Genomic DNA, 17,021 nt, shown 5'->3' with positions numbered 1-17,021 from the left:
CCGATCGGCTCCGTAAAATGCTGGTAAAGAAATTCCGGTATTACCACTCGTTGCCGCTGACCAGCCATTCGTTGCCGGTCCCGCGGAACCACTCGTTACCACCGGTGAACCACTCGTTGCCGCCGTGGAACCACTCGTTCCCGGTGCCGGTGAACCACTCGTTGCCGGTGTTGATCTTCGCCATGGTGCTTCCTTCCTTCGCCATCCCGATGGATGGAACAAAACGCGGGCCGGTGCTGACCTCGCGTGTCCGGGCAGTTACTATTCAGAGATAACCGTTCAGGTCTATCCTGGTGAGGCCACAATGATTCTGATCGGTCGGAGCAATTGGGTGCCACCCCGCCGGTGGAAGCTCTGGTCGCTGCCTCGCCCCGCGCTGTTGTACGTGCTCGGGGTCGATGCTGTCGCGCTCTTGATCACCGCCCTGTCGGTCGGTTCGACGATCTCGGGCGGGGTCAGTCACACCGAGTGGCTCGCCTTCGGGGTACTGACCGCCGCGTCGATCCTGCATCTGGAGTCTGCCCGCGGAATCGAGCGCCGACGCGAGATGGCCGCGAACACCTCGCCGTACACGAACCTGAAAAGCCTCTGGGTCTTCGCCGGCCTGCTGCTCCTCCCGCTCAGCCTGGTGGTCGCGCTGATCGCGATCTCGTACAGCTACTCCTGGATCCGGGTCTACGGACGGACGATCGCGCACCGCAAGGTGTTCTCGGCCGGTACGTTCATCCTGGCCAGCGCCGCCGCCGCGGCCGCTCTGCGGGCCGGCGGCCTGCTGACCGAGCCGCGCGTGCCGACCGGTCCGTGGGAGCTCGTGGTGGTGCTGGGCGCCACGACGACGTGGTGGCTGGTGAACTTCGCGCTGGTGATCGGCGCGATCCTGCTGTCCTCGCCGGACACCACCGCGCGGAGTGCGCTGGGCGATCTGGCGGACCAGCTCGTGGTGGTCGCGGGCCTCGGCCTCGGCGTCGCGGTCGCGGCACTCCAGGCGTCGTACCCATGGGTCGTGCCGATCCTGATGGTCACGGTTCTCACCCTGCACCGGGACCTGCTGCTGCCCCAGTTCCAGCGCGCGGCCGGGACCGACGTCAAGACCGGCCTGGCGACCCCGGCGTACTGGGCCAATGCCGTGCCCGCGGAGCTGGCCCGCGCGCAGACCCTGCGAAGCAGCGTCGGACTACTGATGCTGGATCTCGACAAGTTCAAAGAAATCAACGACACGTACGGTCACCCGGCCGGTGATCAGGCGCTGCGTGCGGTCGGCGAGACGATCCGCGCGGAGGTTCGCCAGGGCGACCTGGTCGCGCGGGTCGGCGGCGACGAGCTCGCCGTACTGCTACCTGGTGCCTCCGAGAGCGAACTGCTCGAGGTGGCCGGACGGATCCGGGACCGGCTGAGCGGGCTGAGCGTTGCGGTGGAGACGAGCCACGCCAAGAACGCCGTGATCGCGGGCGTACCGGCCTCGATCGGCGCCGCGGTCTACCCCGACGTCGCCGACACCATGGACCAGTTGATCCTCGCCGCCGACGACGCCCTGCTCAGCGCGAAACGCGACGGACGCAACCGCATCGTCGCCGCCCGCCCCACCCCACCCGGCTTCACCGACCGTGCAGACGAACCAATCTCCGACTAGGTCCTAGGCGATCCGGATCAGCGCCTTGCCGCGGAGGGTTCGGTTCTCCAGGGCTCGGTGGGCATCGGCCACGTGGTCGAGGTCGTAGAGCTGGTCCACAACGGGTCTGAGGTCGCCGGCGGCCGTTCGGGTCAGGACGTCGGCGGCGCTGACGTTGGTAGTGGTCGAGTCGGCGCGCAGGTCCATGATGCCCTTGACCGTGATGTTGCGGCGGCCGGCTTCGGCCGGGTCGACGGGGGCGAAGTTGCCGGACGGGGCGCCGTGCGCGGAGAACCAGCCGCCGTCCTTGGTGACGGTGAACGCGGTGCCGCCGAGTTCGCCGCCGGCCCCTTCGAAGACGATGTCCGCGCCCTGGTTGTTCGTTGCCTCAAGCACCAGTTTTTCCCAGGACGGTTTGCTGTAGTCGATCAGTACGTCGGCCCCCTGAGCCTTGCTCAGGGCAAGCTTCTCCTCGCCACGGGCAGCGGCGATCACGTGCGCGCCGGCCTGGTGGGCGAGCTGGATCAGCAGTAGGCCCATGCCACCCGCGGAGGCGGTGATCAGTACGTTCTGACCGGTCATCGAGGGGGCGAGTTCTTCGAGCATCAGGGCGGTGAAGCCGTCGCCGTACACCGCGACCGCGGTCTGCAGGTCGAGTTCCGGCGGGACCTCGACGCCGGGGGCGAGCACGGCCAGTTCGGCATGACCGCCGAAGTTCGGAGGGCGGCCGACGACGGTCTTGCCGATCCAGTCGGTGGAGACGCCGGGGCCGACGGCGCGGACCCGGCCGCCGACGTTGCTGCCCGGGATGTACGGCGGTTCGACGTCGAAGAACTTCCCGTGGCCGCCGCGGCGGATCGCTGTCTCGACGAAGATCACGTCGGCCGTGTGCACCTCGACCAGCACCTGGCCCGCGGCCGGCACCGGGTCCGGTACGTCACGGGTCTCGATCACTTCCGGACCGCCGAACGCGGTCACTACTGCTGCACGCATGTCTGTTCCTTCTGATCGGGAAGTTCGAGCGTGCAACCTCAACGTTGGTTCAGGTCAAATTTCTGTCGGCGGCGCGGCGTACTCTGCGGGGCATGTTCGACGCCGTCTTCGTCCCCGCCGACCCGCCTCGTGCGGGCCGGTTGGCGTTGTACGGCGACCTCGCCGAGGAACCTGACGGCACGGTCGGCCTGGTCCTCCCCCGCGGCACGTCGGTACGCCGTACGACCGTCCCCGCGCGGCTTCTCACGATGGAAGAAGTCCTCGTACGGCTGACCGAGCCGGACGAGCCCGAGCCCGGCAGTTGGGCGGCGTGGCGGGCGGCCGGGCTGGCCGGGTTGGTGCTGATCGGCCGCGGGCGGCTGGTGCCGGACCGGAGCGCGGAAGGGTACGGCGCGTGGCGGGTGGCTCCGCTCGATCCGATCGACCACGCCTGGCTGCGGAACCTCGGCGCCGCCATGCCTGCGTACGGGCATGCGCTCCCGCTGGAGAACACGCGTCCGGTGCGCCTGATCGAGCCTGAGCACCTGATCCGCGCGTTCTGGGATGCGCTCGCGGACACCCTGGTCCGGACACCGGCCGCCGCGGTGGCGACCCGTCCCAGCGCGGCACCATTCGCCGCGCTTGAACCTGCTCCGGTCCCCGGCCCGTCAGAGTGGTTGGACGAAACCGCCTTGGCCGAGCAGGCAGGCACGCGTCTGGTGCTCCGGGTCGAGCCTCCGGAGTCCGACGACGACTTCCGGGCGGTGCTGCAGCTGCGGAGCGGGCTGGATCCGAGTCTGCTCGTCGATGTCGCGGACATGTGGAACGCGCCCGCCGCCGTACTGACCGCCCTCGGGGAGCGTGCCGAGACCGACCTGCTCCTCGCGCTCCGGCGAGGTGCCCGCGTCTGGCCGCCGCTGGGTTCCGCGCTGCAGGACGCCGCGCCGGAAGAGGTGCCGATCGACGACGCCGCGCTCGAGGAACTCGCCGAGGGCAGCCCGGAACTCGAGGGCGCCGGCATCGAGGTGCTCTGGCCGACCGAACTGTTCGCCGGCCGGCTCGCGCTCCGCGCCACGGTCGGGACGCCGACGCCCGGCGCCGTCACCGGGCCGGACTTCAGCCTGAACGATCTCGTCGCGTTCCGCTGGCGTCCGACGCTCGACGACCAGGACCTCACCGAGGCCGAGGTCGCCGCGCTCGCGGAGGCCAAGCGTCCGATGATCCGGATGCGCGGCCGCTGGATCCGCGTCGACCACGATCTCGTCCGGCATCTGCGCAGCAACGGATCCACCCGCACGCTGACCGGCGCCGAGGCGCTCGGGGCCGCGCTGACCGGGACGATCGACGTCGACGGCGAGCTCGTACCGTTCGACGCCGACGGCTCGCTCGCGCAGATGCTGACCCGGCTGCGTACCGCCGACGAGCCGGCTCCGTACGTCGAACCTGCCGGCTTGCGCGCGACGCTGCGCGACTACCAGCGCCGCGGTGTCGCGTGGATGGCGCAGCTCGCCAACCTCGGCCTCGGCGGTTGTCTCGCCGACGACATGGGTCTCGGCAAGACGATCCAGGTCATCGCGCTCCACCTGCAGCTGAAGGGGCGCGGCCCGACGCTCGTCGTCTGTCCGTCGACGCTGCTCGGCAACTGGGAGCGCGAGTTCTCGCGGTTCGCGCCCGACGTACCGACCCGTCGCTATCACGGCGCCGGTCGTAGCCTGAGCGATCTCGCGGCGGACGAGGTCGTGCTCACGACCTACGGCGTGGTCCGCCAGGATCACCACCAGCTCGGGGAAGTCGCGTGGGGGCTGGCCGTCGCGGACGAGGCCCAGCACGCGAAGAACCCGTTGTCACGTACCGCCCGTGCACTGAGGACGTTGCCGTCGGCAACCAGGATCGCGCTGACCGGGACACCCGTCGAGAACCGGCTCTCCGAGCTGTGGTCGATCCTCGACTGGTCGGCGCCCGGGTTGCTCGGCACGCTGGACCGGTTCCGCCACGACGTCGCCGTACCGGTCGAACGTTTCCACGACGAGGAGGCGACGGCGCGGCTGGCTCGGGTGACCCGGCCGTTCCTGTTGCGCCGGCGGAAGAGCGATCCCGGGATCGCGCCGGAGCTGCCGCAGAAGACCGAGCACGACGTTGTCGTACCGCTGACCACCGAGCAGGCCACCTTATATCAGGCCGTCGCGAAGGAGGCGCTCGCCAAGATCGAGGAGGCGTCGGGGATCGCACGGCGCGGGCTGGTGCTCAGTCTGCTGACGCAGTTGAAGCAGGTGTGCAACCATCCGGCGCAGTTCCTGCACGAGCCGGGTCCGCTGGAACGGCGGTCCGGGAAGCTCGCCGCGCTGGACGAGCTGCTCGACGTGATCCTGGCCGAGGGCGAGTCGGTGCTGATCTTCAGTCAGTACGTCGAGATGTGCCGGCTGATCGAGGCGCACCTGGCGGCGCGGCAGGTGCGTACGTTGTTCCTGCACGGTGGCATCGGGGTGCGGAAACGCTCGGAGATGGTCGACCAGTTCCAGGCGGGCGCAGCGCCGGTGTTCCTGCTGTCATTGAAGGCGGGTGGGGTCGGGCTGACGCTGACGCGAGCCACCCATGTCGTGCACTACGACCGCTGGTGGAATCCGGCGGTCGAGGATCAGGCGACGGACCGGGCGTACCGGATCGGGCAGGACCAGCCGGTGCAGGTGCATCGGCTCGTCACCGAGAACACGCTGGAGGATCGGATCGCGACGGTCATCAACGCCAAGCGCGACCTCGCGGACGCCGTCGTCGGCTCGGGCGAGGCGTGGCTGAGCGAGCTGTCCGACACCGAACTGACCGAACTCGTCGAACTGTCGACCCGCCCGGCGAAGTCGGGCTCGGCGAGCGCGTACAACCCTTCAGCTGTTGGCAAATCCACAACCGTCGCCCCGGCGGGTCGGGCGGACGGCTCCGCGGGTGCGGCGCACAGCCCGGCGGACGCGGAGGACGACTCAGAGGGTGCGGCGGATGGCTGAGGATGATCGGCGGCCGTGGTGGCGGTCGAAGGACGAGGAGGCGGGGCTGCCGGCGGCGCGGGGGCCGGGTAGTCGGCGTACGTTCGGCGCGACCTGGTGGGGGCGCGCGTGGCTGGAGGCGCTGGAGCATCGGGCCCGGCTGGACCCGGGGCGATTGTCCCGCGGGCGGTCGTACGCGCGGCGCGGAAGCGTGCTGGAGCTGACGGTCAGCCCTGGTGAGGTCGAGGCGGTGGTGCAGGGCAGTCGTGTCACGCCGTACCAGGTGACCGTCCGGATCCGCGCGTTCTCGGCGGACGAATGGAACGCCGTACTCGACGTCGTGTCGGCGCAGATCGGGCGGGTCGCGGCGCTCCTCGACGGCGAGCTGCCGCCGGAGGTCGTCGACGACGTACGCGCGACCGGGCTGGACCTGCTGCCCGGCGCCGGCGAGGTCCTGACGAACTGCAGCTGCCCCGACTTCGCCGTACCGTGCAAGCATTCGGCAGCTGTCTGCTACCTGGTCGCCGACGCCCTGGACGACGACCCGTTCGCATTGCTGCTCCTCCGAGGCCGCCGCAGAGACGAACTACTCGCGGCCCTCCGAGCCCGCCGAGGTGGTACGGGACCTGTACCCGCTCCCCCACGAACCCCCGCGCCGAAAGGCATCCCAGCCATCGCCGCCTTCGCCCGCCATATGTCCCCCGCCCCGTCTGTCGTGCCGATTCCGGTGCCGCCGCGTCCGTTGGCGGCTCCCGGCGTACCGGCCGCTGTGAAGGTGCTGGACCCGCCGCGCTCGTCCGGGATCGACGTACGCGACCTGATCGCGCTCGCCACCGACGCCGCCCGCCGCGCCTGGGAACTGGCCTCCGGCGACACCAACCTGCCGCTGACCTACGAACAGGACCTCGCCCGCCGAGCCGCCGCCCTCCTAGGTACGCCGCAACTCGCCGACCTGGCCCACCGCGCCAACATCTCCGCCCGCCAACTCACCACTTGGGCCACCGCCTGGCACCAGGCCGGCCCCGGCGGCCTCGCCGTCACCGTCGAACCCCCGTACGACCCCACCCCGGACGCCCTGACCGAAGCCCAAGCCGCCCTCCCGAACTCCACCACCGAAGCCAACCGCGTAACTGCCGGCAAACTCCAACTCCGCCTGGGCAAAGACAACCTCTGGTACCGCTTCGACAACCACTTCAACGACTGGACCCTCACCCGCCCGCCAGCAACCGACCCGAAGGACCTCCTCTAACGGGCGGCGACGAATGCCTGCGCTATCCGGGTGATCAGGTCGTACGGGATCGGCTTGTCGAGCGGGAACTTGAGCGTGCCTTTGCCGGACCGGTACTGGGTGAGGTCCTCGTCGATGGGCGGGATCGGGTAGAGCGAGATGTGCGACTTCCAGCCGGAGAAGTAGAGCAGAGCGGTTCCGTCGAGTGTGATGGCCGGGATCTGATAGCTGATCTTCTCGCCCGCACCGGGGACGGCGGCGTGGATCGTACGGCGTACTTCTTCCAACGCAGCGCGCACCTCGGGAGGGAACGACGCGATGTACTCGTCCACGGTCTCCATCTGACTATCCTGCGGCAGGACGGCGCAAAGACGTGTGCTCCTCGAGGGCCGCGATCAGGTGTTCGGCGATCTTGGCGTGGCCGGCGACGGTGGGATGGACGTCGTCGGTGCAGTCGTCCTCGGTGATCCAGCCGGTCGAGTCGACGCTGACCACGTTCGGGTCGTCGAGGGTCTTCGCGGCGGCCTGGATCGTCTCCGCGTGCTTCCCGCTGAACGGCGTGAGCGACACGATCGTCGTGGCCGGGTACGCCGCCCGCACCCGCCGTACGTACTCCGTGTACTCCTCGACGTCCAGCGTCGGGTCGTTCACCCCGAGGTTGATCACCACGACGTCCGGCGCCTCGACCCGCTCGGCCGGCGACCCCGCGAAGTTCCACCCGAACGACTCGAGCCCCGACGGCACCTCGCCGTTCCCCGGCTTGCTGATCCCCTGACTGCCGAAGCCGACCTGGCACGACGTGGCGCCGAACGCCCGCGCGGTCAGGTACGCGTACGACGTCGTACCGTCCGCACCCTCCGACGCGGGGTGCTCGCTCAGCGCCCGGACGCCCTGCGTGATCGAGTCGCCGTAGAACTCCAGCCGCGGGCCACTCGGCCGGCCGCTGAGCCGCAGTACCGACCGGGCGTCCAGCACGAGGCCGGCGAACACGACCGCGCACTCGAACGGCGGGTTCCACCGGTTGACGTGTTCGTTCACGTCCTTCACCACCACAGTCACCCGGTGCTGGCCCTCGGGCTCCGACAGCTCGATGACCGGCCCGTCGAGCACGTGCAGCGACGGTTCGCCGTCGACCGTGATCCACAGGTGCGGAGCGACCGTCAGCCCGTCGGTGTCGAAGAGCAACTGCAACCGCTCACCGGCGTACCAGAACGAGATCCGCGAACCGGAGTTGACCGTGATCGCGACCCCGGGCTGGTGGCCCCACTGGCCTTCCAGGACGATGCGCGGGTCGGACGGGGCGACGACCTGGCCAGGCTCGAACGTCACGGGCACTCCTTCTGTTGTCGGCGAACCTATTGTGCCGAACGCGTCACCATCCCTCCTTCCGAGCCCGCGCCTCGAACAACAGGATCCCGGCGGACAACGCGACGTTCAGCGAGTCCGCCTGCCCGAGCATCGGGATCGACACCGCGTCGAAGCCCTCGTCGTGCCACGCCCGCGACAGCCCCGAGCCCTCCGACCCGACCACGAACGCGGTCGGACCGTCGTACTGCGGAACGCGGTACGTCCCGGTGGCCGCCGGGTCGGCGAGGTGGACGCGGAACGCGTGGCTGCGCAACCACGCCGCCGCGGCCGGGATGTCGTCGAACTCGACGATCGGCGTCGACAGGACGGTGCCGCGGCTCGCGGAGTACACCGCCGGATGGGTCGGGCGGGCGCGGCGACTGGTCAGCACGAGGCAGTCGGCGTTCGCGGCGTCGGCCGTACGGATCAGCGTTCCGAGGTTGCCGGCGTACTCGACACCGTCGGCGACCAGGACGAGGGACCGGTCCGTGAAGCGGAACGCCTGCGGCCGCCATTCGGGCAGCCGGGCGATCGAGATCGGGCCCTCGGGACGGGTCCTGCGGGCCATCCGGGCGAGCAGCTTCGCCGAGACGCGGTACACCTCCTCGGCCCGCTCGGCGACTTTCGTGACGTCGGCCGGTCCGGTTTCCGGGCACCAGAAGAGCGCCTCGATGGTGGCAGACGTGGTCAGCAGGCGGTCGTGTTCCCACGTTCCTTCGACCATGATCCGGCCGGGCGAGCCGTCCTTGCGCAGGGCGAGCAGGTCACGGACACGGGGGTGCTGCGCGCCGACGGGGCGAGCAGAAGGATGCACAGTCATGTGCAGGCTCCGTACGGAGAGAATCAGCAAGCGCGCCGGGGACACGACGGTCCACTCCGGCGGGGCGACACCCGCAGGTGCCGTGGTACTGACGCGGCCTTCCCGACCGCGTCAGCCAAGGATTCTCATCACACTCCGGATCGTAGGCAGCCGTCCGGCCGCCGTCATCCGGTTTTCCACAGGCGGCTGGCGGGTGGGTTTTGGTCTGTCGGTGCGGGTGGTTAGAGTCCTTTTCTCACGGGAGGGAGTGCGGATGGACGCGACATTGCTCGATGCCGAGGCCGAGGCAGCCGTGCTGCGCGTCTACCGTCAGGTCTTCGCGGTGCTGGCTCGCGAGTCGGGCGCGATGATCGTCGACCCCGAACTGCTGGACGTCGATCAGGCGATCCTGGACGCGTTCGCGGAGGCCGGCAGCGACGGACTGACCGTTGAGCAGGCGACGCTCGCCTGCCGGGCGTATCCGCACGACGTGATCGTCCGCCGCTTCGACGTCCTCCGGCAGTACGGCGCGATCACCAAACTCGTCGACCGGCCGAACGAGCTGCGCCACCGCGCCGCCTTCGCGCCGTACGTGATGCTGATGTTCCTGCGCCGGATGTCCGTCCAGGGCGGTCAGGCAGAGCTGCACCAGCTGCTCACGCTCGAGGCGCACAGCGTCAGCGACCCGCAGGCGACGGCCGACGACGGCAAGGCGTCCGTCGAGCGGCTGACGAAGGTGTTCCGGCTGCTCGGCAACGAACTGGCGATCCTGGTGTCGACGAGCACGACGGCACAGCTGCGGGAGAACGCCCAGCTCGCGTGGGGCAACGAGCGCCTGATCGAGCAGGCCGAGAAGGTGCACCGCCTTGTCCTGGACCGGTGGCCGACACTGCATCGGGACTGTACGTCGCTGCGCATGGCCCTGGCCGCGTACGCCGACGCCGTCCAGCTTGCAGCCGGCCGACTGGTGGAGCGCGCCGGGACGACGCGGGCGCTCGGACTGCTGCCGATCGAAACCTGGCTGACCTTCACGCGGGGCAGCGAGCCGGAGACCTTGGCCGCCGTACTCGACGGTCTCCTGTTCGACGCCGCAGCGCCCGACTTCTCGGCGCAGACGATGGTCGAGGCGGTGGAAACGGGCCGCCGGAGCGGGACGGCCCGGATGGCGCCGCCGCGCCCGACCGCGGACCAGGACGCGCCGGAATCGGCCGCGGCGACTGACCGCGAGGACCTGCGCCGCGAGGCGGAGCGGGTGCTGGCCGGACGTACGTCGGTCGACATCGTCGAGGTGGTGGACGAGGCGGGCGACTGGATCACCGCCCGGCGCGTCCTCGCCGAGCTGACCGCGGCACACCTGCACGACGAGCTGGAGTACGAGCTCGTCTGGTCGGACGGCATGCGCATCGACCCTTCCGCGGGTACGCCGTGGGCCACCGAGGGCGTGTTCCGCCGGGTGGTCTCGTGAGTACGGAGGCCGTCGAGCGGCGGCTGTACAACGCGCTCTGGTGGGCGAAGGTGCAGTCCGCCGGGCCGATCGTCGTCGATCCGGACACGCCTGCCGTCGCGGGCCTGACCAGGGCCACGTCGGGCGACACGGTCTGGCTCGTGCCGACGCTGCCGTCGGGTGCCGGGCACAGCGTGCTCGAAGAGCTCGGCGCTCCCCCGGTCCCGGTCGAGCTGCCCAACGAGACGGCTCGCCTGCTCGCGATCTGTGTCGCCTGCTGCTGGACGGACCGCAGCGCACCGGCCTGGCCTGGTACGCCCGGGACGCTCGCGCAGATCAGGTCCGCGTACGCCGGGATGCGCGGCCGGCCCGAACAGCCGAGCGACCTGACCCTGATCATCGGCAGCCTGCGCCGCCTGCACGCGACCCACTGGCTGCTGTGGGACGAGAAGTCCGCCGAGGTCCGTGTCGGCCCGCGCGTCATCACCTGGACGGCGACCGACCTCTCGACGCTCCGCGACCTGTGCCGCCACCTCCCCGATCCGCCCCCGGCCGTACTGTCCCCCGGGCCACCACCCGCCGAGCCGGCGCCTGACGATGCCCTCCCGTCCGACACGGCCGCCGAGCCTGGTCCGGACGATGCGCTCCCGTCCGACGCCGCCGCCGAGCCTGGTCCGGAGGTGGCGGATGACTGACCAGCATGCGTTGTTCGACCCGTTGCTGCAGGACCTCAGCGACCGCTCGCGCGACGAGGTGCTCGCCGCGTTCAGCGCGGTGCAGTACGCCGCACACCCGGTCGCCGAAGTACAGCTCGCAGGTCTGCGCGACGTCACGCTCCGCCGCCAGGTGCAGCGGATGCTCAAGCTGATCGGCCGTACGCTCGTCCACGTCGACGGCACCCACTGGACCGCCGGGTACGACGACGACATCGCGGCAAGCCTCGCCGCGCAGGGCTGGCAGCCGTTGTCGGTCATCGACCGCGCGGTGCTCGTGCTGGTACTGATCCACTCGGTCGCGATCCCCCGCAGCGAAGGCATCCTGACCAGCGACAGCTGGAAGTCCGCCCGGCCGACCACGGTCGACGAACTGCGGACGACCAAGATCAGCGGCGAGGAGCGTCGGCTCGCGCTGCAGCGGTTGCGTGCCGCCGGGTTGATCCAGCTGTCGGGCGATCACTCGGGCGGGCCGTCGTACATCCCGGGTCCGCAGCTGCAGCGCCTGACACCGGCCGCTCGCCGTCGCCTGCAGGACCAGCTCATCCTCGCCGCCGCCCCGGCCAGCCCGATCGCCGAAGCCATCCGCGCCCGTCACGGGGTCCCTGTCGAAGTGGGAGAAGAAGCATGACTGAGGACGGGCCGTTCGACATCCTGGGGTCGAAGGTGCTGCTGGGCGTGCAGGTCGTGGACCTGTCCCGGCTGTCGACGCACCCGATCCCGATGATCGGCCGCGGCCTGATCACGGTCGCCGGTCAGGGCCCCACCGACTCCAACGGCGCCGGTAAGTCGTCGTGGATCGCGGCGCTCAGCCTCCTGCACGCGGACGACCAATGGCGGCTGACCAGCGGTGCACCAGGCGCGGCCGAGCTGCTGTTCACCGCCGAGGCCGCGGGCCAGGAGGGCAACTGGTCGAACGTCGACCGCGGCTACATCGTCGGCGTGTTCTCCGATCCGGACCTGACCGACCTCGACGAGATCGAGGCCGCCGCAGTCACGGTCTGGATCCGCATCAACCGCAAGGCGTCGTACATCGACCTGCGCTGGAAACACGGCCTCCACATCCCGTACGGCGCGACCGAGGCCGAGCGCGCCGCCGGCGCCGACGCGCTGTGGGCCGCCCTCCCGCATTCGAACGGCCGTACCGACTTCCACGCCAACAAGCTCTCCCAGGTGCTGTACGGCGGACAGGTCCGGTGCGTCTCGTTCCTGTCGACGTCAGTACGTTCGAGCCCGACCGCGAACCTGCTCGCCGAGCCGCTGAACGAGCTCGGCCCGGCCCGAATCTTCAACGCGATCGCGACCCTGACCGGCCTCGACCACGAGCTCGAGCAGGAGCAGGCGCACCGCTCGGCCGAGCACACGCAGCGCGAGGCGACCAAGCAGGCGACGACCGACCTGCAGCGCTGGGAGCAGGAGATGGCGACCGTCGAGGCCGGCATCATGCAGCGTGCCGCCGCCCGCGAGGCCCTGGCCGCGGCGAAGGAGTCCTGGCAGGCACGCTCCGCCCGGCACCTGATCGACGGCGCCGCGCGGAACGCCGAGATCGTCCACGAGCTCGCCACGCTCGACGAGCGCGTCGCCGAGCAGGAGGCCCGCAAGGAAGCGATCGCTGCCGAGATCGATGCCTTCGGCAACGAGGAGAACCTGCTCCGGGACGTGCAGCTGACCCGTCAGGAGCGGGACAGGCTGGACGCCCGCGACCGCGAACTGGATCTCGCGCAGCGTTCGGTGCGGGAGCAACTGGAGCGACTCGGTCAGGAGCACCGGCGGCTGCTGGACGTCGGTCGATCGGCGGACGGCCGCGACCTGGCCGCGGCCGCCGAGGAACAGGACGAGGCGCGTGCCGTGCTCGAGGAGCACATCGGCCGCGACCACGCCGCCCGCTCGGCGGTCGACTACGCGACGGCCGAGCTGCGTGAAGCCGAAAGCGGCCAGACAGTGTCTGCGCCGCAGCAGCAGGTCCTGGAGAACGCCGGCATCGAGTGCGGCGCGCTGACGGACATCACCGAGCTGCCTGCGTCCGACCGGCCGGAGTGGGAGCCGCGGCTGGCGCCGTACCGCGAGGCCGTCGTCATCGACTTCGGCGACGCGACCGTGGCAGCTTCCGCCTTGACCGACGCGGGATACGCCGGCTTCCTCCTGGTGCTGGCGAATCGGCCCGGCGCCGCGGCCTCCCGGAAGGGCGGGCCGAAGTCGGCGGACAAGCGGTTCGTACTGGACGCGTTCTTCGCCGCGATCGGTGAGCGGGCGACCAAGGACAACATCGACGACGCGGCGGGCGTGGTCGCGGTCGGGCAGTTCGACGAGCCGATCACCGGCCGTACGGCGCGGATCGAGGCGGCCCGGCGCCGGCTCGAGGCCGCGGTCGAGGCGCGTACTCAGGCGTCTGCCGCGCTGGAACAGGCCCGGTCCCGGGTCGAGCAGGCGGAGCGCCGTACGGCGGCCGCTCGCGCACTGGCCGATGCGGAGGCGGTGCAGGAGCAGATCCTGGCGCTCCGCGAGACCGTCGACCGGCACGAGTCCGATCGCGACTCGCTCGCGCCGCAACTGCAGGCCGCGAAGGAGTCCGCCGAGGCGGCCGCCGGACAGCAACTCGTCCGCGACGAACGCCTGAAGAACCTCGAGGCGACCCGCCGCGACCACAACCGCATCCTGGACGAGCTGACTGGCCGGCGGCTGGCGCTGCGGGAGGAACAGAGCGCGCTCGACCTCACCACGCGGACGACGACCTGGGGCGGCACGCCTTCGGAGGCGGAGGAGTTCCTGCTCGCACTCCCCGACGACGCCCAGCGCCGTACGACCGCCGACTGGAACCACCAGGCCTGCACCCAACTCGACGACGTCATCCGCCGCTGCTTCCCGAGCGCGCGTTCGCGGGAAGAGATCCCAGCCGAGCTGTGGGAGATCCTGAACGGTCCCGACGGCTGGACGAACGGCACACTCGGCGACCGCGTCGGCCTGGTCCCGGCGCTGCACCGGACGCTGAGCAGCCACCTCGCCCAGCACGAGACGTTCGACAGCCTGCAGCAACAGCAGATCGCCAGCCAGCGCGCCGAGCGCAACGCCGCCCTCGAACGTGCCCGCGAGGGCCTCGACGAGGCGGAGAGCACCGCCCGCGCGCACCGCGCGTCCCTCGCCGACGGCATCAAGGCGCGGCTGCGGCTCGTCTCGCAGGAGTTCGACCGCCTCGACCAGCAGTACGGCGGCTACGGCGCGAAACTCGAGTTCCCCGAGCCGGATCCGCCCTCCGAGCCCGACAAGCCGTGGCGCTGGACGGTCACGCCGAAGTGGCGGCGGTCCGAGGGCGGCCCGTTCTCCGCGTTCAACGTAAAGGGCAACACCGCCCAGATGGACGAGAAGGCCGTGAAGCTGGTGTGCGCGGCCGCGCTCGCCGGGGGTTCGGACCGGCCGCTGCTGCTGATCCTCGACGAGCTCGGGCGAAACCTGGGCTCGCAGCACCGCCGCGAGGCCGTGGCCCTGTTCGAACAGATCGGCCGCGACCGGAACATCACCGTGATCGGCGCGCTCCAGGACGACATGGAGCGGTACGCCCTCGCCTCCTCCCGGTTGTACGTCAAGCTCCGCCGGAGCTCCGACACGATGCCGTACAACCAGGCCCCCGTGGTGAAGGGCAACGAGGACAACGCGGCCCGGGTCGAGCTGCTGCGTGACTGGATGACGTCGTACCGCGGTTCCACCCCGACCCTCGAGCTGGCGTCGCCGACCCTCACTTGACACTTGTCCAGATTTCGACACGTTGTTACCAAAAGCGGACCCCGGTGCAGACCTAGGACCCGACGGTGCAGCAGTATGGTGCGGTGACTTTTCCGGAGAGCCGCAGTACCCGCTCACAGCGAGGGACCGGAACCCTGGTCAAGCAGTCGTATGACGGCGTACCGTCACCTGCATCCGGCATGTCACCCACTGACACAACGGCACCTCCGCCGAACCGGCCGCCTCATGATCGGAGGGCGTGAATGGCATCCTGGCTACTCCGCGCCCAATGGTCACACCGTGACGAGTCCGTCGAGCACCGCGCGCTCCGCGTCGGCCGCACCCTGACAGCCGTGGCGGTCGCGTTCCCCGACGTCCACAACTGGACCCAGGACGAGCGCTGGGGCTACCACGTGCTCGAAGCCGACGGCTCCACGCCGCTCCAGGAGATGGTCGAGGCCACCACAAAGGTCCTCGCGAACGGTACGAGCACCACGCGGCTGCACCTGCAGAGCACCGGCGAGCTGCCCTGGCTGTTCGACCTGTCCATGGGCGGCACGATGACGACCATCTCCGACCAGCTCACACTGCACTGGAGCGACGAGGACGCCCTGCAGCAGTCGGAGCGCTTCGCTCAGATCCTTCGCGCGGTCGTGACGATCTGGGAGCCTCAGTGGGCGAGCATCGCCGACACGGAACTCGCCGCCGCGGCGGGCGTCTTCCGTCGCGGCATCCCGATGATGGGCTGGCTCACGTACGTCCGCGGAATGGTCGCCGGCGCCCCGGGCATCGACATCACCCTCACCCCGTACGAACGCGGCACCCTCCTCCAGGCCCCGGTCTCCCCCATCGACCTAACCCCCGTACACATCTGCGCCGCCGCCGCCCTCGTCGGCATCGCCCCCGAAGAGTAGCCACTCCTCCACAACAATCCCTCGCTCCCACCGCCGCAGCACCCGCGCTGAGCACGTGGAAGCCGCCAGCCCACTCCTCCAGCTCCCGACTGCCGGAGAACGTCGCACGGCCAGCAACTCCGAACTCCGCCGCTCCAGCCGCCCCCACAACCTCTCCACCGCAGATCGAGTACGACACTCTCAGCCTCGCGCCGAGTGCCCGCCGTCGGGTCCGGAACAGCTCGCCCTCCAAGCCGCCGAGCCCACAAAGGGCTTTCCGACCCCCGGCCATCCCCAGAGCTTGAGGTGACGTCGCCGCGAGGCCGTCCGCCCCGTCCAAGACCCACCGTCCGGAGCGCGACCCGACCACCTGACCGACCTAACAAGCCTCCTGAACAGAGTCCAAGCGGTAGCCGGCAACCTGGCCCGCGCAAACATCAACCGCACCGAACAACTCACCGTCCGCGATCCGCCAGAGATCTACGAACCAATCTGCGAGCACGACGCCCTCCGCCCCGACCGCGCCTCCTCGACACCCTCACGTCCGCCGCAAACCAAGCCAACGGCAACCCACCCGCACCTGGTGGATCTACACCCCGACGCAAGGCCACCGAACACCGCGCCCGCGCAACGTGCCACCCACACAACCCGCGACCCACCCCACGCGCACCTGAGCAACATGCACGCGCACCTCGGCGCCCGCACTTCGGTACCCGCATCTCCGCGACATGCACCCTCGGCGCCGCACCTGAACAACGTCCACTCGGCACCGTCCCACCGGCGCAACCCGCAGCCGCCAACCTGCACCCGGCACCGTCCCACCCGCGTAACCGGCACCTGCGCAACCGGCACCTGCGCAACCTCCAACGGGCAGCGTGCCACCCGCGCGACATGCGCCTCGGATGGACCTCGGGAACGTGCCACCTGGCACGATGCCGCCTACGCAAAGGAGCCATCCGGGCAAACGTGGCGCCGGCAAACACCTGCGCGCCTAGTACGTGGCTTTGATCCGCACGTGGGGCTGACCCGCATGTCGCGCCGGTCCGCATGTCGCGCCGGGCGCATGGCGCCCGGTAGTCGCGCTGGTTGGGTACGTGGCGCCCAGCACCTGGCGCCCGATACTGGCGCTGGCCGGCGCATGGCGCGCCGCGAAGAGCCGGCGCCGATCGGTGCGTGGCACCGCGTCGACGTGGTGTGCCGGGGCGGGGTGGCGTGCCGGGCCGTTGTGGTGTGCCGGGCCGTTGTGGTGCCGGCGTGAGGTGTTGGCCGGCGTCGACGTCGGGCCGGGAGAAATTCGGCCTGGAAATGTTAAGGGCCACCCCCG

Annotated in this window: 13 protein-coding genes; 8 read left to right on the top strand and 5 right to left on the bottom strand. The window is 70.3% G+C overall.

Features of this window, described 5'->3' with window-relative positions; genetic code table 11:
• Window positions 1-40 precede the first annotated feature (40 nt).
• Window positions 41-184, bottom strand: coding sequence for a hypothetical protein (locus ACZ5BU_RS20750; RefSeq protein ID WP_465701116.1), 144 nt, complete (start codon window positions 182-184; stop codon window positions 41-43).
• A gap of 120 nt (window positions 185-304) precedes the next feature.
• On the opposite strand from ACZ5BU_RS20750, the gene ACZ5BU_RS20745 reads away from it, so the two are divergent.
• Window positions 305-1,630 carry a GGDEF domain-containing protein gene (locus ACZ5BU_RS20745; protein ID WP_465701114.1) on the top strand — a complete coding sequence of 442 codons (1,326 nt, stop codon included), beginning with the start codon at window positions 305-307 and terminating at the stop codon, window positions 1,628-1,630.
• A gap of 3 nt (window positions 1,631-1,633) precedes the next feature.
• Here the strand turns inward: ACZ5BU_RS20745 and ACZ5BU_RS20740 are convergent, their stop codons facing one another.
• Entirely contained in the window at window positions 1,634-2,602 is a 969-nt protein-coding gene (locus tag ACZ5BU_RS20740) for a zinc-binding dehydrogenase (RefSeq protein ID WP_465701112.1), read from the bottom strand.
• A 92-nt stretch (window positions 2,603-2,694) separates the two neighbouring features.
• Between ACZ5BU_RS20740 and ACZ5BU_RS20735 the strand changes: the two genes are divergently transcribed.
• Together ACZ5BU_RS20735 and ACZ5BU_RS20730 are read left to right on the top strand one after the other, a co-directional pair.
• A complete protein-coding gene (locus tag ACZ5BU_RS20735) occupies window positions 2,695-5,577 on the top strand; it encodes a DEAD/DEAH box helicase (protein WP_465701110.1) in 2,883 nt (960 codons plus the stop codon).
• Window positions 5,570-6,805 carry an SWIM zinc finger family protein gene (locus tag ACZ5BU_RS20730; protein WP_465701108.1) on the top strand — a complete coding sequence of 412 codons (1,236 nt, stop codon included), beginning with the start codon at window positions 5,570-5,572 and terminating at the stop codon, window positions 6,803-6,805. The genes ACZ5BU_RS20735 and ACZ5BU_RS20730 overlap by 8 nt, the downstream gene beginning before the upstream one ends.
• Here the strand turns inward: ACZ5BU_RS20730 and ACZ5BU_RS20725 are convergent.
• Genes ACZ5BU_RS20725 through ACZ5BU_RS20715 form a run of 3 tightly spaced genes read right to left on the bottom strand, consistent with a single transcriptional unit; the run spans window position 6,802 to window position 8,951 of the window.
• Window positions 6,802-7,125 carry an iron chaperone gene (locus ACZ5BU_RS20725; protein ID WP_465701107.1) on the bottom strand — a complete coding sequence of 108 codons (324 nt, stop codon included), beginning with the start codon at window positions 7,123-7,125 and terminating at the stop codon, window positions 6,802-6,804. The genes ACZ5BU_RS20730 and ACZ5BU_RS20725 overlap by 4 nt on opposite strands.
• A 4-nt stretch (window positions 7,126-7,129) precedes the next feature.
• Window positions 7,130-8,113, bottom strand: a complete 984-nt coding sequence (locus ACZ5BU_RS20720) for an SGNH/GDSL hydrolase family protein (protein ID WP_465701105.1) — start codon at window positions 8,111-8,113, stop codon at window positions 7,130-7,132.
• 43 nt (window positions 8,114-8,156) lie between these two features.
• Complete coding sequence (locus ACZ5BU_RS20715) at window positions 8,157-8,951, bottom strand: TrmH family RNA methyltransferase (protein ID WP_465701103.1); 795 nt, start codon at window positions 8,949-8,951, stop codon at window positions 8,157-8,159.
• Between the two features lie 253 nt (window positions 8,952-9,204).
• On the opposite strand from ACZ5BU_RS20715, the gene ACZ5BU_RS20710 reads away from it, so the two are divergent.
• The 5 genes from ACZ5BU_RS20710 to ACZ5BU_RS20690 all read left to right on the top strand — a co-directional run bounded on the left by ACZ5BU_RS20710 (window position 9,205) and on the right by ACZ5BU_RS20690 (window position 15,718).
• Window positions 9,205-10,395 carry a hypothetical protein gene (locus ACZ5BU_RS20710; protein ID WP_465701102.1) on the top strand — a complete coding sequence of 397 codons (1,191 nt, stop codon included), beginning with the start codon at window positions 9,205-9,207 and terminating at the stop codon, window positions 10,393-10,395.
• Window positions 10,392-11,069 (top strand): hypothetical protein, encoded by a 678-nt coding sequence (locus tag ACZ5BU_RS20705; protein WP_465701100.1) that lies wholly within the window; start codon window positions 10,392-10,394, stop codon window positions 11,067-11,069. The genes ACZ5BU_RS20710 and ACZ5BU_RS20705 overlap by 4 nt, the downstream gene beginning before the upstream one ends.
• Complete coding sequence (locus ACZ5BU_RS20700; protein ID WP_465701098.1) at window positions 11,062-11,718, top strand: hypothetical protein; 657 nt, start codon at window positions 11,062-11,064, stop codon at window positions 11,716-11,718. Before ACZ5BU_RS20705 ends, ACZ5BU_RS20700 begins: the two co-directional genes overlap by 8 nt.
• Window positions 11,715-14,825, top strand: a complete 3,111-nt coding sequence (locus ACZ5BU_RS20695; RefSeq protein WP_465701097.1) for a coiled-coil domain-containing protein — start codon at window positions 11,715-11,717, stop codon at window positions 14,823-14,825. The genes ACZ5BU_RS20700 and ACZ5BU_RS20695 overlap by 4 nt, the downstream gene beginning before the upstream one ends.
• A 242-nt stretch (window positions 14,826-15,067) precedes the next feature.
• Window positions 15,068-15,718 (top strand): hypothetical protein, encoded by a 651-nt coding sequence (locus ACZ5BU_RS20690; protein WP_465701096.1) that lies wholly within the window; start codon window positions 15,068-15,070, stop codon window positions 15,716-15,718.
• Window positions 15,719-17,021 lie beyond the last annotated feature (1,303 nt).

The organism is Kribbella sp. NPDC031520, from assembly GCF_055580825.1.
The sequence above is the reverse complement of the archived record's forward strand: the minus strand, read 5'-3'. Positions and strand labels throughout refer to the sequence as shown.